This window comes from Roseovarius gaetbuli, assembly GCF_900172365.1.
GTDB classification, from domain to species: domain Bacteria; phylum Pseudomonadota; class Alphaproteobacteria; order Rhodobacterales; family Rhodobacteraceae; genus Roseovarius; species Roseovarius gaetbuli.
The window spans coordinates 1-21,650 of record NZ_FWFJ01000051.1 but is presented as its reverse complement, the minus strand read 5'-3'; the positions used below and the strand labels follow the sequence as shown (position 1 = coordinate 21,650).

Genomic DNA, 21,650 nt, shown 5'->3' with positions numbered 1-21,650 from the left:
TCCTCTGGCCGTTCAACGCCGCTCAGCAGCTCATCCAGTAGTTCTTTGGAAATCGTCATTGTCATCATGCTCCTTCGTTTTGGAAGCATGGGCCAAATTACTCATACACAGAAGGTCGGACACTCTCGCCAAACCTGCGCCAAAGCGCACCATCGGCAACCTGCCCGCTGCGCTGCCGCGCATCGAAGAGGTCATCGAGCCTGACAGCCTGATCTGCCCTTGCGGCTGTGGTGCCATGCACAAGATCGGTGAAGACCGCACGGAACGGCTGGACATCGTGCCTGCCCAGTTGCGCGTGATTGTCACCCTGCGCCCGAAATACGCCTGCCGGACCTGCACCGATGGGGTCACTCAGGCATCAGCGCCATCGCATCTAATCATGGGCGGCCTGCCGACCGAGGCTACCATCGCTCATGTGCTGGTCAGCAAGTATGCGGATCATCTTCCCTTATACCGCCAGAGCCAGATAGTGGCGCGGGCGGGTCTTGATCTGCACCCTGCGGTGCTGGCCGATTGGGTCGGCAAGGCCGCGTTCCACCTGAAGCCGGTGGTGGACCGGTTGGCTGAAGACCTGAAACGATCCGGCAAGCTGTTCATGGATGAAACCACGGCCCCGGTGCTGGACCCGGGTCGCGGTAAAACCAAAACCGGTTATCTCTGGGCGCTTGCCCGTGATGATCGACCATGGGGCGGCGAGGACCCACCCGGTGTGGTTTACTTCTATGCTCCCGGTCGGGCGGGCGAGAATGCCGAGGCCTTCCTCACCGGCTTTGACGGCATCCTGCAGATCGACGGTTATCAAGGCTATAACCGACTGACCAAACCCGCGCGCAGGGGCGGCGACCCCATTCGCGTGGCCCATTGTTGGGCACACGCGCGCCGCAAACTGAAGGCAGTCTTTGACCGCGACGGCTCAGAGATCGCCGCCGAAGGCCTGTGCCGCATCGCCCAGATCTATGCCGTTGAAGCCGATATCCGTGGTATCGACCCCGGCCAGCGATTGTCAGCCCGCCAGGCCCGCAGCGCCCCGCTGGTCGCAGCCTTCGGCGACTGGCTGCAGGCGCAACGCCGCAAGATCTCCAGCAAGTCTCGGCTGGGCGAAAAGCTGACCTACATCCACAATCACTGGAACGGGCTGCACACCTTCCTGACCGATGGTCGTCTCGAGATTGACAACAACAGGGTCGAAAACCTGATCCGCCCGATCGCAATCAATCGTAAGAACGCCCTCTTTGCCGGGCACGACGAAGGCGGCATTGCATGGGGCCGCATCGCCTCATTGGTCGAGACCTGCAAAATCAATCGCATCGAACCCTTCGCCTACCTTAAGGCAACGCTGACAGCGATTGCCAACGGACACCCGCAAAGCCGCCTTGACGACCTTCTGCCGTGGAAATTTGCGCCGTCAAGCTAACCCGCTGGTGATCTTCAGCTAACGCTTACTTTTGATTGGCGGTGTTTAATAGAGAACTTTGGTGTTTGGATGAAGGCAATTCTGCCGTCGGCCTCCTGACGGCCCACGAGAGCTGGGACCGCACAATTTACCTAAGGGCATACGTATTTGCACGGCATCTACGCAAAATCGGCAACGCGCAGGTAAAAACCTATAGGGCTACGAGATTCAGGGAAGGGTATATAGGTACCGATCTTCGATAAGGAAACTCAACTTAGCCGAAGCGGTGACCAATACTTCAACTTGCCGTTCCACCAAGATGTGCCTGCCTCACGACACGATTATTTGGATGGAATCCTCAGATCCGGGACCCAATTGTCGACTTCTGCTGCATGCGCTGCCTTCATGTACTGAAAGAGTTCGTCCGAGGCAGCCGCAATGTCGGACTGGATTGCGTCTCTCGCCGCATCGGCGTCTCCTGTTTGCAATGCCGCCAAGCAGGCACGATGAAACTGCATTGAGCGTTGCCGACTTTGCGATGGTTGCTCTGCCGCGTCTATCAAGACGGGAAGCCTGAGATAAGGCCCGGACCGGAGCCATAGGTTTTCGATGACATGTAGCGCCACATCTGAGTGAGCCGCTTTGTAAATGGACCTGTGAAATGCCCAGTTCAGGGTAAGGTAGGTGTCTGCGTCACCCTTGGCCAAAGCGGCATCCATAGCATCGCATAGGTCCGACACCTCCTTGATTTCATCGGATGTGGCGCGATCGGCTGCAAGTTCTGCCGACAGGCCCTCAATCGCAGCTCTTAGGCGGTGGATGTCTTTTAGTTCCCCGACGGACAAATTGGGAATCATCAGAACTCTGTTGGGGCCTCTTACCAGAACGAATTCGGCCTCGAGACGACTTAACGCATCTCTCACAGGTGTTGCACTTACATCAAATCTTTCAACGAGCCGACGGATACTGAGCGTCTCACCGGGTGAGGCTTGCCCCGTCAGAAGGCTTTGACGGATGCGCCGATAGATCGCGTCTTGAGTGGTCTCCTTCGATTTTTGTGTTTTTGCATCAATCATTTGGCGCTCTTCTTATGAAGGGAATTATTCATTCAGTCTATTCTGAAATCAACGCCGACAGCAAGTAATAATCAAACTTGTTGACAGTTGTGACCACACCATCCTACAAGTGTTATCACACTTATGATTGAGGTCCGAAACCATCATGTCCGAATACGTTCTGATTACAGGAGGTGCCCTGAACATAGGCGCATCGATCACTCAAAGAGCTATCGAGGACGGTCTTACGCCGATTGTTCTGGACATTGCCGCGCCCGAGATGAGCGGGGTCGAATTCCATCAGGTGGACCTTCTGGACCGTACAGCGACAGAGGCAGTGCTGGCCAAGGTGACCGAAGGGCGGAAGATCAACCGCCTTGTCAACAACGTTGGGATCGTGAAACCTTCCCTACTGGCCGATCTGGACTTCGACGATTTTGACACGATAATGCATCTCAACCTGCGTTCGGCTATGCTGTGCGCCAAGGCAGTTTTGCCGGCCATGCGCGCGGACGGGTTCGGTCGGATCGTTAATACCGCGAGCCGGACAGTTCTGGGTAAGGAACGGCGCACCTTTTACGCCTCAAGCAAGGCAGCGCTGGTCGGCCTTGCGCGGACTTGGGCGATCGAGTTGGGACCTTTGGGCATAACGGCCAACGTCGTCGCACCTGGCACGATCGGCACCACGGCGTTTTTCCGGAACAACCCCGCGGATGAGCCTGAAACGCAGGCGATCATAGATGCCATTCCTGCCGGACGCATCGGTACTGGCAAGGATGTGTCGAATGCTGTCAGCTTCTTTCTGCAGGAACAGGCCGGTTTCGTGAACGGGCAGGTTCTTTATGTATGCGGCGGCCTGACTGCCGGGCGCGCGCCGGTCTGAGCGCACATGGGCCGGGTCGAACCGGTGATGACCCCATAGGGAGAATAAGAATGAAACAAGCTATTTCGAAATACGGAATGATCGCGACGCCTATAATGCTTGCCATGGCGGCATTTCACGTATGGGTGGTGCTTGTCGGGGCGCCGCAGGTCTTTGTATTTCGCGGAACGCATTTGTTATTTGGGCTGACACTGGTCTTCATCCTGTTTCCGCTGGTGAGCAAGGAGTCGTCCCTGTTCCTGCCATCGCGAATTCTTGACGCTGGGTTGGTCGCGCTGACCATCGTAGTCATCGGGTACCTGTTTGTCGCCGAAGATTACATCCTGCGCCGCTTTGCACTTGTGGCGGCGCTCAAACCCATTGACCTCTTCTTTGGCACCGCCTTTATGCTGCTGGTGCTCGAGGCGGCGCGGCGGACAATAGGCATCGCATTGCCCTTGGTGGCTATCGGCTTTCTTGCGTTCGGTATGTTCAGCGCCAATCTAAGCTGGCCCTACCTCGTTGACGTCAACTATCTGACGACCGAAGGCATTCTCGGCATACCGATCAGCGTCTCGGCCACGTATATCACGCTCTTCGTCCTGTTCGGGGCATTTGTCGAGAAATCCGGTGCCGGGCAATTGTTCATCGATTTCGCCATGGCGATTGCAGGTGCATCGACCGGCGGTCCGGCCAAGGTGGCCTGCCTGACCAGCGCGCTGTTCGGAAGCATTTCCGGCAGTTCCACTGCAAATGTCATGACCACGGGCAGCTTCACGATCCCTCTGATGAAGCGTTTGGGATACAAGCCACATTTCGCCGGTGCGGTCGAGGCCGTTGCATCGACCGGCGGGCAGATAATGCCGCCTATCATGGGAGCAGCGGCTTTTGTCATGGCCGAGTTCATGGGGGTTAGCTATCTGACAGTGCTGAAAATCGCGCTTGTTCCAGCCATGCTCTATTTCGTTGCGGTGTTCTTCGCGATCCATTTCGAAGCCAAGCGGATGAACCTGCGCGGCATGGACCGGGCCGACTTGCCACAGCTGCGCGAGGTGATCTTCAAGCGCGGCCACCAGATACTGCCGCTTGTCATTATTGTTGGCACCCTTCTTGTGGGCTACAGCGCGCCATATGCGGCCCTGATCGGTACGGCATCGGTCTTTCCTATCGCAGCATTGCGGCGCGAGACACGCAGCGCGGTTACGCTTGCCAATTTTGTTGATGCCGTTACCTCGGGGATTCGCAATTCTCTGCAAGTGATCATGGCATGCGCTTCGGCAGGGATCGTCGTTGGTGTGATCGGCTTCAGCGGTATCGGCATCGAGTTTACAGAGCTTGTTTCGGCCGCTGCTCGCGACAACCTGGTGCTTGCACTTGTGCTGACAGCCATAGCCGGGGTCATTCTAGGCATGGGATTGCCGACGACACCCGCATATATCGTGCAGGTGGCATTGCTCGTGCCAGGCCTCGTTGCACTGGGGGTCCGGCTGGAAGCTGCGCATCTCTTCGTGCTCTATTTCGCCAGCCTTTCAGTCATCACGCCGCCGGTTGCGATCAGCCTCTTCGCCGCCAACAGCATCTCTGGTGGCAAGCTGCTGCCTTCCAGCATCGCTGCACTGAAGTTGGCCGCGACCGGATACGTGGTGCCGTTCATGGCCGTCTTCGGTCTGCCGTTGTTGCTGATTGGAACGGGGATGCAGATCTTGATTACGGTCTCTACCGCCCTGATCGGTGTGATCGGCCTGTCGGCGGGACTACACGGTTTCTTTCTGACGCGCTGCAACCTGCTGGAACGCCTGACGCTTGTGGCATTCTCTCTGGTGCTGATGATGCCCGGCGTCTGGTTCGACGTTCTGGGGCTGTGCGGCACATCCATCATTCTGATCGTGCAGGTTCTGCGCCGCAGAGCTGCCCCGAAACAATCAACCCCAACGTCAGATGCCATCTGACGCATTCCCAAACCAACCGGAGGAGTAACTTAATGAAACTTATCAAATCAATTGCGGTAGCAACTGTATTTACGGCGGCATCGACCGCGGCACAGGCGGAAGACCTTGTTTTCCTGACCGGAAGCCAGGGCGGCACCTGGTTCCCTATGGGCGCCGCGATGTCGTCGCAAATAACCGAGCGCCAGCCCGACCTTTCCATTCAGGTGCGCCCGGGCGCCAGCCTGTCCAACGTTGTTGCCGTCGAAACCGGTCAGGCACAATTGGCACTTGGCAGTTCGATTTCAACTGTCGATGCGATCAATGGGGTCGGCAGCTTCGATACCGCCGTTACCAATGTCTGCAACATCGCCAAGCTCTATCAGTTTATTGTGCAGGCCGTCGCGGTTGATATGGAGATGGATAGCCTCGCCGATTTCGAAGGCCGCGCCATGTCGGTCAATCCGCGCGGAAACGCCTCAGAAGTGACGGCTCAAATGGTTCTGGGCACATTCGGTGTAACCTATGACGATCTGTCCAAGGTCAATTTCGCCTCCATGTCCGACCAGGCCAACATGATGAAAGACGGCCAGGTCGACGGTTTCATCCAGACAACCACGGTCCCGGCGGGTGTTGTGATGGATATTGCTGCATCGCGGGATGTAAAGCTTCTGCCTATTCCCGAAGAAAATGTCGCGCAACTTACTGCGCAGAATGCAGGGTTCCGCCCCTATGTCATCCCTGCAGGCAGTTATCCGTTCCAGGAAGAAGACATTCCGACCGCCGCTTTTGGCACCCATATCATGACGGGCTGTGATCAGAATGAAGAACTGATCTACAACATCACCAAAGACCTCGCCGAGACCATGTCAGAGGTCGCCGTCGCCGTCGCCGCGCTCAAAAATGTCGACGTGGCACAAATGGCCGAGGATATCGGTGTGCCGCTGCACCCCGGTGCCGAACGCTACTACCGTGAAGTTGGTGTGCTGCAATAAATTGATGTCCCGCGGGCCTTGCCTGCGGGACACTTTTGAACTGATCGGAGAAAGTCATGCAATCCAAGGTAATTATTACCGCTGCCGTAACGGGCAACATCGTTAAGCCGGAACAGCATCCTGAACTTCCGATTACGCCCGGACAAATCATCCAAGCTGTTCTGGACAGTGAAGAAGCAGGAGCCGCGATTGCGCATATCCACGTCCGTGATCCCAAGACCGGAAGTCCCAGCATGGATCTTGGGCTTTACCGAGAGGTGGTCGATGGCATCCGGACCAGTGGTTCGAAGATCCTGATCAATCTCACAACCGGGCCCGGCGGCAGGTTTGTTCCCACTCCCGGTAATCCGCGCGTCGCGGACGCGGGGTCCACGCTCATGCCGCCCGAGGCGCGTGTCGCACATATCGCCGAGCTGAAACCAGATATCTGCACTCTGGACCTGAACACGATGTATTCAGGCAATTCGGTCGTGATCAACACACCGGATAATCTGCGCGTAATGGCGGGCATCATACGCGAGGCGGGGGTTCTGCCCGAACTGGAATGTTTCGACAGTGGTGACTTGCATCTTGCGCGTGATCTGCTTGAGGAAGGAACATTGGATTCACCGCCTTTGTTCCAATTGGTGATGGGGGCCAAATACGGATTTAATGCCGCCCCGGAAACGTTGCTTTACGCACGAAATCTGTTGCCGGAGGCTGCGAACTGGGCTGCTTTTGGGATAGGGCGCATGGAATTCCCCGTTGTCGCCGCTGCCTATATCGCGGGTGGGCATGTTCGCGTGGGTATGGAAGACAACATTTACATTTCACGGGGACGATTGACCAAAGGCAACGGAGAGCTGGTTGCCAAGGCAAAGCAGCTTGTCACAATGCTGGGGGGCAGTGTCGCGACGCCAGACGACGCGCGCCAAATATTGGGCCTGGCGAACACGGCTTAGTACCCCGCTCCGCAACTGGCCTGACGTCACAGTCATGAAAGCAATCTCATGAAACCGGTTCTCTCCCCAGCAGAGGCAGCCGCTCAGGTGCAAGACGGCGCGCGCGTCATGATTGGCGGGTTCATGGGCGTAGGCAGCCCGCATCGTATGATTGACGCGCTCGTCGCGCGAAACCTGTCCGACCTGACCATAATCGCCAATGATACAGCGATGCCAGGGTACGCCATCGGCAAATTGATAGGAGCCGGATGTGTGTCGCACCTGATCGTGTCACATATCGGGACAAACCCGCAGACGCAGACCCGTGTGATCGAAGAGAAAATCTCGATTGAACTCGTTCCGCAGGGCACCCTGATGCGAACGCATTCGTGCCGGTGGGGTGGGTCTGGGCGGGGTTCTGACGGCAACTGGGCTGGGAACGGAAGTCTCCAAAGACAAACAGGTCGTCACCGTAGAAAACCGCGCCTATCTTTTGGAAACGCCGCTTAAGGCCGATGTCGCGCTGATTGCCGCGCAGCAAGCTGACTATCTGGGAAATCTCATCTACACGCTGACCGCCCAAAACTTCAATCCGACCATGGCGAGTTCTGCCCCTCTAGAACTTGCCGCTCGTTTGGTCTGCGATGCAAACCGTAATTTCAGTCACCATGCCACTTTGTGCGCGAATGTCTGCAATGAGGGCTGAGCGCGCGGCATTAAAGAAGCAGCCGCTATGTCTGTGGGTCAATCCTGTCTTGCGACCCCAGATTATTCATGTTTTTCGCTGGATGGTCACTACGTGTAACCAAGTTACTTTCGTTTACCAGGCGGGAGCATCGTTTGCAGCACCGCAGCTTAAAGGTCACATCGTACGTCGACCAGCAGATTGCTTCAGGGGCTCTGGCTGCCCGGCACCCACACCTGTTCGACCCCACGTCTCCCGTCCTTCCGACCAAGCTGCACCACGACATCGATGCTGGACGCGGCATAGCGCCTTACCTCCTCAAAACTCATATTGATGCCCACCGACATGACCATGAGGGCAAGGCGGTCGAGCGCCTTTTGCGCGGTATCGGCGTGAATTGTGGTAAATGAGCCTGAATGACCCGTGTTGATCGCGTCGAGGAAGGTCTTGCATTCATCGACGCGCAGCTCACCAAGAATGATCCGGTCAGGACGCATGCGCAAAGAGGTCTCCAGCAACTTGGCCGCGGTGCGTTCACTTGAGGGGATACGGTCCGCCTTGAGCATCGCGCGATTGGGCTGCGGAGGAAAGAGCTCGAATGCGTCCTCGATGGTCACGATACGTTCCGTCTCGGTCACCAGCGCGAGAAGCGCCCGAGCAAAAGTCGTTTTGCCCGTGGACGTCCCGCCGCTGATCATTATGTTCAACCGCTCGTCGATGCAAAGTTTCATGGCGGTTCGAATATTCCCCGCCTCGGTCAGCGCGATCACCCGTTCGGCTTTTGCCTGTCGTTCGGCGTCCAGGTCCACCAGTGCACCGTTCAACAGACCGATGTCGCCCAAGGTGAGTTGGTCTTCACTATAGCGGCGCAAGGTGATCGACGGCCCGCCATCCACGACGGGCGGATAGACGACCTGTGCCCGGATCGGCTTGCCGTTCATCTCGATCTTGCCGGAGACGAGCGGCTTTTTCTCGCTGATCTGTCCGTGGGTGGCCCTGGCAATGGATGTTGCAAGATCCCGAGCTTGGGCGAGCGTCATGTCATTGGCGAAGATGTGAGCGAACGGCTGGACATCATCCCCGCCCAGTTCAGGGTGATCGTCACCCGTCGCCCCAAATACGCATGTCGATCCTGTGAAAGCGGGATCACCCAGGCCCCGGCACCCGCCCACATCATTGCAGGCGGCATGCCGACTGAGGCCACTTTGGCCCATGTTTTGGTCTCCAAATACGCCGATCACCTGCCTCTTTATCGGCAGGCACAAATTTACAGCCGCCAAGGGATCGATCTGGATCGTTCGACCCTGGCCGCCTGGGTCGGTAAATCAGCGTTTGAATTGACCCCTGTCTATGAGGCGCTGATGGCGGATCTGAAGCGCTCCACCAAGCTCTTCATGGACGAAACACCTGCACCGGTCCTGGCACCGGGACGAAAACGCACCAAAACAGGTTACTTCTGGGCGCTGGCCCGCGATGACAGGCCATGGGGCGGTGATGATCCACCTGGCGTCGCCTTCACATATGCCCCTGGACGCTCCGTCCAGCATGCAGACACTATTTTGAAAGGCTTCAGCGGCGCCCTTCAGGTGGACGGATACGCAGGCTATAACCGCCTGCTCAAACGCCCGGCGCAGGATGTGACACTGGCCTATTGTTGGGCCCATGCCCGTCGCAAGCTGCATGATGTCACCCAATCTGGCGCCGCACCAATCGCGCAGGAAGGTCTGGCCCAAATCCAGGCGCTCTATCGCATCGAAAAAGAATTGCGCGGTCAGACTGCCGAACAACGCCACGCAGCACGGCGGGAACACTCAAAACCCATCATCGAAAAGTTGGAGCTTTGGCTCGCCCAAAGTCGCGCCCGCGTATCGACCAAATCCCCAACCGGGGAGGCCTTGAAATACATCGCCAAATACTGGCGCGGGCTGTGTCTGTTCCTCGGCGACGGGCGTATAGAGATCGACAACAATCCCGTCGAACGCGCCATCCGTCCCATCGCCCTGAACGGGATCGAACCACACGGCTACCTGGCCAAAACCCTTACCGCCATCATCAATGGGCACAGGCAAAGCCAAATTGAGGAACTGTTGCCTTGGAAAATGGACTGACGCCAAAAGCCACAAAGAGAGCAGTAAGACCAAATCCGCCCCACGATGATTGGCAAATCATATGGGGAGGTGCGGAATTTGAAGGTATCAAAGGCGTTGAAATCGTCAGAAACGTTGCAAACTTCTAAACAAACTCGACCGGATATCAGTTCACCATCCCTGATCCTGACAACCGTGGATTCTACACCTCCAGCATTTATGATCTGAAGAAGAAAACGGGAGAGACAGTGCAAGTTGCTCTCTGCGAACTAAGTCCCGGCGTATACGCAACAGGACTGCGCGACGAAAACACGAAAATCTAGCAATCCCGAACGCAGGAAATCTTCTGGACGGTGAGGTCGGCGCATCGCTTACGGAACAACACAGTCTTGACGTGTCGGTTTCGAAGCATCGCTTGACAGGCGGCAGGGTCAGCCTCCCTTTTCCCTGGCCTTCATGGCGTTGGCAATTAATGCCGATGACGTAGAGAGTGCAGAGCCGCGCGCGAAACGAATCTTCTTTTAGAAAGACAAAACTGAGGCACGAATACGAAATAGATGGCGCGGGCTCGTCATTTTTCCCACTCTGGCCATTCAATGCCGCACCGGGACGCGGTTATTTAAACCAGCCACTGGCTAAAGTTGGGCCAATTTAGCCCAATTGTGAACCGGATGGTGAACGTGCCGAAAGATCACTGCTGGGGTACAAACCGACATGCGGCTTTCTGAAATGTGCTGCCTGAAAACTCCCTGTTCTTCAGCGAGCTATGTGACTTTGGCCTTCGTAGACTGAGACACTTAGGATAAACTGCTTTTGAAAGGCTTCTCTGACTGCCTATCAATCCGCAGGTGGATACTCGACGATACAAATGACCAATCGACGGATTCCCAAAAGCAAACTTTGTTGAGAACTCAAACCGATACTTGAAGCGTCAATTCAGTAAGCATGACGCTTTGGACCGACTATGCGCAGCGGTGATCCGTCCAAATCCTTCATTTGGTTTCGTTGCGCGCACCTCCGGCTGCAATCGCAAAATGGAACAAGAGCGCTCAAGTCAGAGGCATGATCTTCAAAACGCCGCGTGAAACAGGGTGGTCAGGTTGTCTTCGGTCAGTTCAATCGGATTGCCACCACAGCTCGGGTCGATGATCGCCCCCTTGACCAGGTCGGGGATTGCGGTCTCGGTCACGCCCAGATCGCTTAGTCGCCGAGGTATGCCCATCTGATCATTGAACTCTTGCACGAAGGCGCGAAACCCGTCGAATCCGCCCGAAATCCCTAGGTAACCAACCGCCTGTTCAAACCTGCCCGCGATGACGGGGGCGTTGAAATCTAGCACCGCAGGCATGCAAACGGCGTTGGTGGTACCGTGGTGGGTATTAAAATACGCTCCAATGGGGTGGCTCATCGCGTGGATCGCGCCAAGCCCTTTCTGAAAGGCCGTAGCCCCCATGGCGGCGGCGCTCATCATGTTGGCGCGGGCCTCAATATCCGTGCCATCCGCATAAGCGCGGGGCAGATTCTCGATCACAAGGCGCATACCTTCCAGTGCAATGCCCTGACTCATCGGATGATAATGCGGGCTGCTGAAGGCCTCGACACAATGGGCAAAGGCATCAAGCCCAGTGCCGGCGGTGATGAATTTCGGCATCCCCACAGTCATTTCTGGATCGCAGATCACCACTGAGGGTAGGACCTTGGGATGAAATATGATCTTTTTCACATGGGTTTGGGAATCGGTTATCACGCTGGCGCGGCCCACTTCCGAGCCGGTTCCCGCTGTGGTCGGGACGGCGACGATCGGGGCGATGGCGGCTGCATCGGCGCGGGTCCACCAATCGCCGATATCCTCAAAGTCCCAGACCGGTCGGGTCTGCCCGGCCATGAAAGCGACCATCTTTCCGAGATCGAGGCCAGAGCCGCCACCGAAAGCAACCACCCCGTCATGCCCGCCAGACGTGTATGCTGCGACTCCCGCATGAAGGTTGGTCTCATTGGGGTTTGGATCCACCTCCGAGAACATGGCGCGCCCCAGAGCGGCGGCGTCCATGATGTCCAAGGTGGCCTGCGTCACCGGCAGATCGGCTAGTCCCTTGTCCGTCACCAGAAGGGGATTTCGAATGCCAGCCTTAGCGCAGGCGTCTGGCAGTTCCTTGATCCGGCCCGCGCCGAACTTGATTGCGGTCGGATAGGACCAGTTTCCGGCAAGGTTCATGATGTCACCTTTTTCAAATGGTAGGATTTCGGGCGTGTCAGGTTGTGGAAGCCGATGACGGACAGCCCGCCCCCGCGTCCAGTGTTCTTGCAACCGGTCCAGCACAGGCCGGGATCGAGGTAGTCGGCACGGTTCATGAACACGGTCCCCGTCTCGATTCGATCCCCCACAGCCACCGCGCGATCCAGGTTGTCACTCCAGAGGCTGGCAGTCAGGCCAAATTCGCTGTCGTTCATCAGCGCGACGGCTTCATCGTCGTCCTTGACGGGCATGATGCCAACCACCGGGCCAAAGCTTTCATCACGCATCACCCGCATCTGGTGGGTGACGTTGGTCAAGATTTGGGGGCCGAGATAGGCGCCGCCGTCATCTTCGGCAAAGGGGGCGATATGAGGCACGGCACCGCCGGCGATTGCCTCGGCTACTTGCGTGCGCACTTCATTGGCGAAGCGAGTATGCGCCATCGGCCCCAGCGTCGTTTCCGGCTCCAGTGGGTTGCCCAGCTTGTAGCCCTTTACGATATCAACCGCCTTGGCGACAAATTCGTCGAACAGGCTCTCATGCACATAGATCCTTTCAATCCCGCAGCAGCATTGGCCGGAATTGAACATGGCTGCGTCAATGAGCGTGTCTACAGCTGCGTCCAGATCAGCATCCTCCATGACATAGCCGGGATCCTTGCCTCCAAGTTCCGTGCCGACCCCGGTAAAGGTGCCAGCGGCCGCGCGCTCCATCGCTTGCCCGCCACTGACAGATCCGGTGAAATTCACGAAGTCGAAGGCGCGGTCTGCGATCAGGTCGTTGGTCACATCGTGGCTTAGGAAGACGTTCTGGAACACGTCCTCGGGAATTCCGACCGAATGGAAGGCCCGTGCCATCCGTTCGCCTACGAGAAGCGTTTGTGTGGCGTGTTTGAGTACAACCGTATTGCCCGCGATGAGCGCAGGTGCCACTGTGTTGATGGCGGTCATATAAGGATAGTTCCAGGGCGCGACGACGAAGACCACGCCGTGGGGTACACGTTTGATATAGCGCTTGAAATTTTCATCCTCGCTTACTGCGATATCTGCCAATGCAGTTTGTGCGATGGCTGCCATATGGTTGGCGCGTTCGTTGAAGCCGCCGAATTCACCACCGTAGCGGATGGGACGCCCCATCATATGCGCCAGCTCTTGTACTATCTCATCATTCATCGCCCCGACGGCGGCCACGCCCGCCAGAACCAGATCAATACGCTCTTGCACGGGCCGGTTGGCCCAGATCGCTTGCGCCGCGCGCGCACGCGAAGCCAAGGTGAACGCCGCCTCTTTCGATAGCGTTTCACGCTCGGCGAAGACCGATCCGTCAATTGGCGATATGCATCTTAGGAGTTGATTCTGTTTCATTTTGACTCAGTTCGATAGGAGGGGATCACAAGGGCTTGCTCAAAAATCTTAGCCAGCCAGCCAGACACGCGCACAACAGCGTCATGATCGGTGAGCAGATCGTTACGAACCTCGATCATGACATTTGGCATGCCATTGGTGCTTCCATGACGGTCTATGGTGTAGAGCACTCCATCTGCTGAACTGTATGGTTGGTTGAGGTGGGTGACATAACGGCCGTCGCGACTTCCCTGTTCAGCACAAGTCCGGGCCAGAGTGTCGCTTCGGCCATGTAGAAACCCGCATTCGGTCAAACGGATATTACCGTTGAAAACCGGAGTGAAGCTGTGAATTGAAACAAGCGCCGGAAGGCTCATTTCCGTGCTTGTCTTGGCTTCAATCACCTCGCTCAGTTTGGCGTGAAAGGGCTGATGGATTTGTGCGATCCGTCTTGCCTTTTCCTGGGCTGAAAGGCCCTTATTCCCCGGGACCGGTGACCCGTCACCTTGTTCAGGAATAAGTGTCGAACTGTCGAGGGCGCGATTGCAATCCAGAACGAGGCGGGAAATCTTCGATGATATGAGCGGCGCGTCGAACCTTTGTGCCAGATGAAAGGCAAGGTCATAGGCACCGGGATCCCAGCCGATATGAGAGTTTATCTCCGCTTCGGACAGTCCAAGATCGCCGTATTCGTCGGGGACGAATTGAGAAGCATGTTCACATGCAAAGACTATGGGTCCGGTGCCATCTAAATTGTCGACTTGTGTATAGCTTAATGCCAATTCAGATCACCGAAATGTATTTCTAGGGTTCGTTACAGAAACGACTGGAACCAAAGTGATTCAACCGTTTACGTTGAGGAGCTTGCGCGGTGCCTCGGTCAATCTGACTCCACCTCCATCGCTCACAACCACGGTTTCGCTGAAAGCAAGCCCGTTCGCGACAGTGTACATATGAAACACCATATTGCGCTTAAGCTCCCAGTCGTCTTCGGGGCGAAACACATAGGTGAAGTCGCTCGATCGGCAGGTGAATTGTTGATAGTAGCCAAGACTATAGCCTGAAATATTGTCGTATTTGGATTTGAGCCCTGATTTCAGCATCCCGTCACGCAAGATGTGGTCTACATCGCTGGCGCGCGCGCCGGTTTTCATAGCCGCAATCTGCTGGTCCTGAAGCGCTACTATGCGCTCGGCCCGCTCACGGGTTTCTGGATCTGGTTCCCCAACATAAACGGGGCGCATTAGGCGAGCAGAATAGCCCAGATACTGTGGGATCATTTCTACGTGTAGAAGGTCACCTTCCTTGAGTGGTTCGTCATCGACCAGCGCGTGCATCTTGCTGTCGTCAAGTGCCCGAGTGACGGGGCCGATGACACCCGCATCGCCGCCACTTAAGATTATCTGTTTTGCCGCCATCGCGACACAGTCGCGTGCGGAAAGCCCGCTGCGGAACTCCTTCAGGATCAGTTCAATACCGTCGTCGGCTATCTCCGACGCTTTTTTCAAGTAGGCGATCTCTTCCTCAGTCTTGATCGACCGCATTTCCCGCAAAGGCTGCGAGATGTCGACAAACGAAGACTCCGGAAAAGCGGCCTGCAATGCATCGAAACGGTTCAGGGTCATGTTGTAGGAATCGCGATCAATCGCGATCGTTCCATGCTTCAGGGGCCGTTTGGAAAGCTCCGCCTTCAATATCTCGACCGGGTTTGCCCAGTCAGGGTAGCCGATGACATTTTGCGGGGCGACATCGCCATATTCATGGCATGTTCCCTCGTCCACGCAGCGCAAAATCATCAGAGGCGCGCCGTATTGAGGCAATACACAAAACTGCTGAAAACCCTCGGACATCGCATAACCGATCAGATGAAAAATGAACTCAGGCTGATCGATGAGAAGAATATCTGCCCCGACCTCTGCCATGACCGCCTGGATTTCGCGATGGCGATTCTCAAATACAGACTGCGAAAAGAAAAGCTGCTTGCTCATTGTAAGTGCCTATTCAAGTGTTGAGATTTGTATCCAGGACGAGGTGCCCAAGTCGGCCAAAACCGTTCAGGTTGCGATCATAGCCAGCCAGCCGCAAGGCATGCCACGCCATGGCCTGGTTGCTGGTGATTACTGGAAGCCCCAGTGTTTGTTCGATCTCTTCGATCAGACCGACGACCCGCAACCCGGTACAGCTGATGAACAGTGCGTCGGCACCCTGCAGACTCTGCTCGCGGGCTGTCGCAAGGATGTCGTCGTGTGACACCTGACAAATCTCGGCGTCGGTTTCGAGTCCATAAGTCGTGACATGCGGAATCCCGATTCCCTTGTTCTGAAAGGCGTCGCGCATATAGGACGTCACTTCGACCGTGTAGGGGGCGAGAAGAGATACCCGTTTCGCGCCGATATGGCGCAAGGCCTCCACAGCGGCCGTGAAGGGGTTGGTGCAGGCCACGCCGGGTCGCACCGATTGGATCAATGCGCCAAGGCGGTTTTCGCCGATGGCGATCGTCCCCGAGGTGCAGCAATAGATCACAACATCCAGCGGCTCTTCGGGGGTGATCGTACCCACCGCCCGCGCCATGTCTGCCTGCATATCGGACAGCGCCGAGAGCGAGATGGTGTTGCTGTTGAGCACACGGGTCGTCAATAGAAGCACGTCGTCGGGAAGGATGGCGTGCATCTCTTCCTCGCCGGTCAGGCCGGAGGCCAGATCAACCATGCCAATTCGCGCTTTCCAGATCTGGTCGAGGATTGGCTTTACAGGACGAACCCGGATCTCTGCGTTTGATGCTTCTGAGACGGGAAAGGGTACATTGTCAGCCATTGCCACGTTTCTCCCGGATCAGTTGGATCAGGCCTGCAACTGCCAGAATGAGCAGGCTCAGCATGACAAGCAACGTGGAGACCGCGGCCAGGGTCGGCTCGATCTCGAAGCGGATGCCTTCCCAGAGCTTCTTCGGCAAGGTCGCGACTTGCGGGCTCGAGATGAAAAGCGCGATGAGTAGTTCGTCAAAGGAAATAAGGAACGCGAAGAGACCTGAGGAAATCACGCCTGGCATCGCCATTGGCATGGTCACACGCCGGATTGTCATAAGGCGGCTGGCACCAAGGTTGCGGGCAGCATTTTCGACGGTCATGTCGATTGAGCGCAAGGATGCCGTCATGATCGTGATGACGAAGGGCAAGGCGATAACTGTGTGGCCGATCACGAACCCGGCCAATGTGCCCGTCAGTTTGAGATAGGACAGCACATTGAACAAAGCGATGGCGGTCACAAGCGACGGTATGATGATCGGCAGCATCAACAGCGAACTCAGCATCTTGCCGCCGACAAGCCTGCCACGCACTAGGCCATAGGCGGCAAAGCTGCCGATCACGACGGATGTGATGGCCGTCAGTATCGCGACCACGAAGCTGGTCACAGTGGCGTCAACCCAACCAGGCAATTCCCAGTACCGAGCATACCATTTCAGCGAAAACCCTTCTGGTGGGAACGACAGCAACGAGGACTCATTGAACGAGATTGGAACCACAATGAAATTGGGCACGATCAGGAAGAAGAGAACCAGGCAGACGAAGAGATAAAGGATTGCCTTCGGCAGGGTCAGCGGGCCGTTCATGTTCATCAGTGGCCCTCCTTGCCATAAATCCGGTCCACGCCAAGCAGGCGGTCGTAAATCAGGTAAAGGATGATGGTCAGCACCAGCAGGATCGTGGACAGGGCCGCGGCGAAACCCCAGTTCAGCATCTGGTTGATCTGGATCTCGATGATCTGTGCGAACATCGTGTCCTTTGCTCCGCCCATTAGCGCCGGAGTGATGAAGAAACCCAGGCTGAGGATGAAGACCAAAAGGCACCCCGCCCCCACGCCGGGAAGGCTGAGGGGCAGGAACACCCGCAGAAAGGCCCGGAACGGTGTTGCCCCAAGGTTTGCGGCGGCATCGGTCAAGTTCGCGGGTATTGCGGCCATCACCGAATAGATGGGCAGGATCATGAAGGGCAGCATGTAATGGGTCATGCCCAACACGACTGCGAAATAGTTGTACAAAAGCGAGATCGGTTCATCGATCGCACCTATGGCAATAAGATTCGAGTTGATCACACCGTTGCGGCCCAAAATGGCCAGCCAAGCAAACATCCGAACCAAGATGTTGGTCCAGAAAGGGATCAGAACCAAGATCAGGATGGCGGTTTTGACCTTCCCGCTCGTATGGGTGATTACGAAGGCGACGGGATAGGCCAAGATAACGCAGACGATTGTCGTGGTCAGCGACAGCTTTAGCGTCTTGACCAGAGTTTTCATGTAGAGCGGCCGAGTGAACGCTTTCTCGAAGTGCTCCAATGTGAAGCCGGGATCGAAGAAGGCGTTGGACAGGAACATTGCCAGCGGGACGAAAAAGAAAAGAACCAGAAAAAGCAGGCATGGCACCAGGAAATTCATCTGAACCCACTGTTCTCGGCGGTTCAGACGACGAAATTCGTCGGCATTCAGGGCATTGGCTGTTAGGTCCATGATCTGGGTGTTCCTTCAGTGTGTCACCCCGGGGCCCCGCAGGGAGCGGGCGGAGCCCCGGGTGTGGGTCGATCAGCTCAGACGCCACTCCTGCCAACGCTCCAGAACGTCGGTGAAGTTCGGCCCCCAGTAGTTGAAGTCGCAGATCAACTGCTTGTCGAAATGGGTCGTCGGCAGGATCGACGCATATTTGTCCGAAGCCATCGGAATGGACGCCTTGTTGACCGGCCCATAGGCGATTTCCGCAGCGATACGCGCGTTATTCGCCGCCTGACTGGCCCAGGCGATGAAGGCCATCGCGACTTCCTTGTTCGGCGCGTTTTTCGGAACGGCCCAGGCGTCAACCTGCATCTGCGCGCCTTCCCACTGGATCGCAACGGGGATGCCCTCGTCGATCAGGTTGCCCAGACGTCCATTCCAGACTTGCGCAAGCGAGACCTCGTTGGTTGACAGCAACTGAGCGGGCTGCGCGCCGCCGGTCCACCAGACGACCTCGTCCTTGATTTCGTCCATCTTGGCGAAGGCCATGGCGAGCTTCTCTTCGGTCAGAGGATAGATTTCCTCTTTCTTCAGGCCGGCGGCCAATAGCGCCCAAGGCAAGTTATCGAGCGGATAGTCCCGCAGTGTCCGCTTGCCCGGGAAGCGCTCTGTATCCCAGATGTCGGCAACCGAGCTTGGCTTTTCGCCCGTGATCACGTCTTCGCGATAGGCAAGCACCGTAGACCATGTGATGTTGCCGATCCCATATTTCGTCACAAAACCTTCGGGAAAACCGGTTGTATCAATCACGTCGTAATCCAGCGGCTCAAGATAGCCTTGCTCGCCAACGGAAAAGGCCTGCTCGAGCCCAACGTCGCAGACGTCCCAGTTGACGTTCCCGGACTTGACCATCGAGATGATGCGGGCGTTACTTGGATCGGTGTCCTCAGAAAGCTCAACCCCTGCGGCTTCCGCAAAGGGTGTGAACCAAGCGTTGCGTTGCGCATCTTGGTACGCGCCGCCCCACGACACGGCTGTCAACTGCTTGCCATTCAGCGATGACAGATCCAGCGCAGAGGCCGCCGTCCCGAGAAGGCTGCCAAATCCGCCGACCCCCAGGGCTGCGCTTGATAGTGCCGAGTTTTTCAGAAATTTCCGTCTTGTAAACGTCATGATGTCCTCCATGTTTTGTTGTCCGGTTATTGTCTTAGAAAGTGACCGGACCTCCACTTTCGCGCTACTTTGCGTCCACCAGCAGCATGTCAGCGGTGTTCCAGCCGACACGAATGTTCGTTCCGGGGTTCAACCCGTTGGATTGCCGCTGGGTCGACACGCGTGCCGTAATCGTCAAGTTCGGTGAGAGGCGGATCAGGTATTTTCGTGCATTCCCGACGAACAGAAACTCCTCAATCGTTCCATCGAAAACATTGTCTGCGCCGTCCGCCTCGTTCTCCAACAGCACGTTTTCCAAGCGCAATGTGTAGGTCGCAGTGTTGGTCGGTTTTTCGAAACCATCCCGAAGATTGCCCGTCATCGCGCCAACGCCCTCGATGGTTACCCGGCACGAGCCATCCCGGACGGCATCGACCTTGCCCTCGAGCAGGTTTGTTTCGCCGATAAAGTCGGCAACAAAGCGGTTTTCCGGCGCATTGTAGAGAGCGTCGGGTGAGCCAACCTGGGCAAGCCGCCCGCCGTTGAAAACGGCAATGCGGTCGGAAAGGGTCAACGCCTCTTCCTGATCATGCGTCACAAAAAGGATCGTAGCGCCCACCTTGTGGTGCAGTTGTTTCAGTTCGAACTTCATTTCTTCGCGGAGCTTGGCGTCCAATGCGCCTAGCGGTTCATCCAGAAGCAGAACCGGAGGCTCAAATACCATTGCGCGCGCAAGAGCGACGCGTTGCTGCTGTCCGCCGGACAGTTGCTTGGGGCGGCGTTCGGCGAACCCATCCAAGCGCACAAGCTCAAGCGCCCTTTTTACCCGTTCGGCGATTTCATTGCGAGGAACCTTCCGCATCTCCAGCGGGAAGGCGACATTGCGCTCGACGCTGAGATGCGGAAACAGGGCGTAGTTCTGAAAGACCATACCCACATTGCGAGTATGAACCGGCTGACTGATGATCGACGATCCGTCCAGACGTACATCGCCGGCCGAGGGGATGGTAAAGCCCGCGATCATCATGAGAGTCGTGGATTTTCCCGAGCCGCTGGGGCCGAGAAACGTCATGAATTCGCCTGCTTGAATGTCCAGAGAAACCGCGTCGGCGGCGACGAAGTCACCATAGTATTTGCACAAACCGTCCAGTTCGACCCGTGCGCCCAGCCGTGTTTCCGAAACACCCATAACCATTCCCATCTGTTGTTATCAAAAACTGTGCCGGAAATCGGGTAAGGAGTAAAATTCATATTTTGCCATAGTGTATTCCCATGAGTTATGGTCTGAAGTGGAGACTGGACAAGGAGGACCGCATGGACCTAAGGCAACTCAGGGCGTTCAGTGCTGTTATGGACAGTGGGCTCGTGTCTAAAGCCGCCGAAGAAATCGGCGTGACCCAGCCTGCGGTCAGCAAGATCATAAAGAGCCTGGAGGAGGAATTTGACGTCGTATTATTTGATCGCCGCAAAGGCAGACTGGTGCCGACGCCAGAGGCAAGATACCTCAAGAACGTCGCCCGGTCATTGCTTGACCAGATCAATGACGCACAACGCCACCTTAAAGACTATGGTAACCTGCGCGTAGGCGACCTGCGCGTCCTGTCGATTCCCGGCCCAACGCTGTTTTTTCTTCCCTCTCTGATCAGCCGTTTTGTAGGGGAAGAAAGCGCTGTAACAGTATCCGTCATGTCGTGGCCCACACCCAATGTCGTGAATTGGATATCCAATCATCAGACCGGAATTGGTCTGGCAGAATGGTATACCGAGGATCCCTTTATTAATGTCGAGACATTTCATTTGCCTGTGAGCTGCGTCATGGCGGCTGACCATCCGCTCGCAAGAAAGGACGTGATTACGCCTAAAGACCTGCACAATACGGAACTGGCGAATATCAACCCAGACCACCCGTTGCACAAAGAAATCGAAAAGTTGTTTCGTGACGCGGGTTGCTCGATGAAGGTTCGGCTTTACAGTGACCTTTTTGTTCCCCAGTTCACCCTGATCAGGAATACACAATTGGTTGGTTTTGTGGATGCGATCAATATTCGCAACTATGAAACCTTCGCTCCAAATTCTTCTGAAATTGTATTCCGTAAGTTCCTGCCGGAGGTTTGCCTTGACATCAGCTTGATTACGCCCGCTTTTTCTCCGCTGTCTGAGCTAGAAAAGGCGTTTGCCATATTGTTGGAAAATGAGCTTCGCCTTCTGTGTGAGCATGGTTGAATTGACATCGGAGGGTTGGGGCAAGACCCTGCCTGGTGGCATTTTCGCGTTGCGCATTTGCGATCTCTTTATTGCGGCCAACAATTGTTTCAAGTCCGAGAGGATGCGGAGAGCGCACCGTACCGGTTTTGGTCGCCCAATGCTGTTCGCACGCTTCAAAAAACCGTAAGCGTCCGGCCTCGCTGCTCTGACATTTCATAGAGTGTGTTGATAAGTGTCCACTATTGATAGTGGACATCTTGAGGGCGGATATGGCGGGCAAGAAGGGTCAGAAGAAGCGTTTTTGGTCGGA

17 protein-coding genes and 2 pseudogenes are annotated in these 21,650 nt (G+C 56.2%); 8 read left to right on the top strand and 11 right to left on the bottom strand.

From position 1 onward, the window contains the following. Positions 1 to 1,414: IS66 family transposase (tnpC, locus tag ROG8370_RS17435; protein WP_245827479.1), on the top strand; the 1,414-nt coding region annotated here is incomplete at its 5' end. A gap of 320 nt (positions 1,415 to 1,734) precedes the next feature. On the opposite strand, the gene ROG8370_RS17430 is transcribed toward tnpC (ROG8370_RS17435), so the two are convergent. Then, positions 1,735 to 2,469 (bottom strand): GntR family transcriptional regulator, encoded by a 735-nt coding sequence (locus ROG8370_RS17430; protein ID WP_085828435.1) that lies wholly within the window; start codon positions 2,467 to 2,469, stop codon positions 1,735 to 1,737. 145 nt (positions 2,470 to 2,614) lie between these two features. Here ROG8370_RS17430 and ROG8370_RS17425 point away from each other — a divergent pair, with 145 nt between their 5' ends. The 5 genes and pseudogenes from ROG8370_RS17425 to ROG8370_RS21085 all read left to right on the top strand — a co-directional run bounded on the left by ROG8370_RS17425 (position 2,615) and on the right by ROG8370_RS21085 (position 7,856). Further along, a complete protein-coding gene (locus tag ROG8370_RS17425) occupies positions 2,615 to 3,331 on the top strand; it encodes an SDR family oxidoreductase (RefSeq protein WP_085828434.1) in 717 nt (238 codons plus the stop codon). Between the two features lie 50 nt (positions 3,332 to 3,381). Then, positions 3,382 to 5,259: a TRAP transporter permease gene (locus ROG8370_RS17420; RefSeq protein WP_085828433.1), complete on the top strand. Its 1,878-nt coding sequence runs from the start codon at positions 3,382 to 3,384 to the stop codon at positions 5,257 to 5,259. A gap of 32 nt (positions 5,260 to 5,291) precedes the next feature. Further along, positions 5,292 to 6,230, top strand: a complete 939-nt coding sequence (locus ROG8370_RS17415) for a TAXI family TRAP transporter solute-binding subunit (RefSeq protein ID WP_085828432.1) — start codon at positions 5,292 to 5,294, stop codon at positions 6,228 to 6,230. Positions 6,231 to 6,286: 56 nt separating this feature from the next. After that, positions 6,287 to 7,171, top strand: coding sequence for a beta-keto acid cleavage family enzyme (locus tag ROG8370_RS17410; RefSeq protein ID WP_085828431.1), 885 nt, complete (start codon positions 6,287 to 6,289; stop codon positions 7,169 to 7,171). 48 nt (positions 7,172 to 7,219) lie between these two features. Then, positions 7,220 to 7,856: pseudogene (locus tag ROG8370_RS21085) on the top strand (CoA transferase subunit A). A gap of 185 nt (positions 7,857 to 8,041) precedes the next feature. Here the strand turns inward: ROG8370_RS21085 and ROG8370_RS17400 are convergent. Then, positions 8,042 to 8,875 carry an ATPase, T2SS/T4P/T4SS family gene (locus tag ROG8370_RS17400; protein ID WP_245827477.1) on the bottom strand — a complete coding sequence of 278 codons (834 nt, stop codon included), beginning with the start codon at positions 8,873 to 8,875 and terminating at the stop codon, positions 8,042 to 8,044. Between ROG8370_RS17400 and tnpC (ROG8370_RS17395) the strand changes: the two are divergent. Next, positions 8,864 to 9,943: pseudogene (tnpC, locus tag ROG8370_RS17395) on the top strand (IS66 family transposase); the annotation flags it as partial. The gene ROG8370_RS17400 and the pseudogene tnpC (ROG8370_RS17395) overlap by 12 nt on opposite strands. 1,048 nt (positions 9,944 to 10,991) lie before the next feature. Here the strand turns inward: tnpC (ROG8370_RS17395) and ROG8370_RS17390 are convergent. From ROG8370_RS17390 to ROG8370_RS17350, 9 genes are all read right to left on the bottom strand, one after another. Continuing rightward, positions 10,992 to 12,137, bottom strand: coding sequence for an iron-containing alcohol dehydrogenase (locus ROG8370_RS17390; protein WP_085828430.1), 1,146 nt, complete (start codon positions 12,135 to 12,137; stop codon positions 10,992 to 10,994). Next, complete coding sequence (locus tag ROG8370_RS17385) at positions 12,134 to 13,522, bottom strand: aldehyde dehydrogenase family protein (RefSeq protein ID WP_085828429.1); 1,389 nt, start codon at positions 13,520 to 13,522, stop codon at positions 12,134 to 12,136. The genes ROG8370_RS17390 and ROG8370_RS17385 overlap by 4 nt, the downstream gene beginning before the upstream one ends. Then, positions 13,519 to 14,283, bottom strand: coding sequence for an N-formylglutamate amidohydrolase (locus ROG8370_RS17380; protein ID WP_085828428.1), 765 nt, complete (start codon positions 14,281 to 14,283; stop codon positions 13,519 to 13,521). The genes ROG8370_RS17385 and ROG8370_RS17380 overlap by 4 nt, the downstream gene beginning before the upstream one ends. A gap of 60 nt (positions 14,284 to 14,343) precedes the next feature. After that, positions 14,344 to 15,489, bottom strand: coding sequence for a M24 family metallopeptidase (locus ROG8370_RS17375; RefSeq protein WP_085828427.1), 1,146 nt, complete (start codon positions 15,487 to 15,489; stop codon positions 14,344 to 14,346). A gap of 13 nt (positions 15,490 to 15,502) precedes the next feature. Further along, positions 15,503 to 16,315, bottom strand: a complete 813-nt coding sequence (locus ROG8370_RS17370; protein WP_085828426.1) for a maleate cis-trans isomerase family protein — start codon at positions 16,313 to 16,315, stop codon at positions 15,503 to 15,505. Continuing rightward, positions 16,308 to 17,117 (bottom strand): ABC transporter permease, encoded by an 810-nt coding sequence (locus ROG8370_RS17365; protein WP_085828425.1) that lies wholly within the window; start codon positions 17,115 to 17,117, stop codon positions 16,308 to 16,310. The genes ROG8370_RS17370 and ROG8370_RS17365 overlap by 8 nt, the downstream gene beginning before the upstream one ends. Further along, on the bottom strand, positions 17,117 to 18,004 hold the full coding sequence (locus ROG8370_RS17360) for an ABC transporter permease (protein ID WP_085828424.1): 888 nt from the start codon (positions 18,002 to 18,004) through the stop codon (positions 17,117 to 17,119). Before ROG8370_RS17360 ends, ROG8370_RS17365 begins: the two co-directional genes overlap by 1 nt. Positions 18,005 to 18,076: 72 nt before the next feature. Further along, positions 18,077 to 19,156, bottom strand: a complete 1,080-nt coding sequence (locus ROG8370_RS17355) for a polyamine ABC transporter substrate-binding protein (protein ID WP_170925288.1) — start codon at positions 19,154 to 19,156, stop codon at positions 18,077 to 18,079. Between the two features lie 64 nt (positions 19,157 to 19,220). Further along, the gene (locus ROG8370_RS17350; protein ID WP_212580109.1) at positions 19,221 to 20,324 is read right to left on the bottom strand and encodes an ABC transporter ATP-binding protein; all 1,104 of its coding nucleotides are present in this window, start codon (positions 20,322 to 20,324) and stop codon (positions 19,221 to 19,223) included. Positions 20,325 to 20,449: 125 nt separating this feature from the next. On the opposite strand from ROG8370_RS17350, the gene ROG8370_RS17345 reads away from it, so the two are divergent. After that, positions 20,450 to 21,358, top strand: a complete 909-nt coding sequence (locus ROG8370_RS17345; RefSeq protein WP_170925287.1) for a LysR family transcriptional regulator — start codon at positions 20,450 to 20,452, stop codon at positions 21,356 to 21,358. The last annotated feature ends 292 nt before the right edge of the window (positions 21,359 to 21,650 follow it).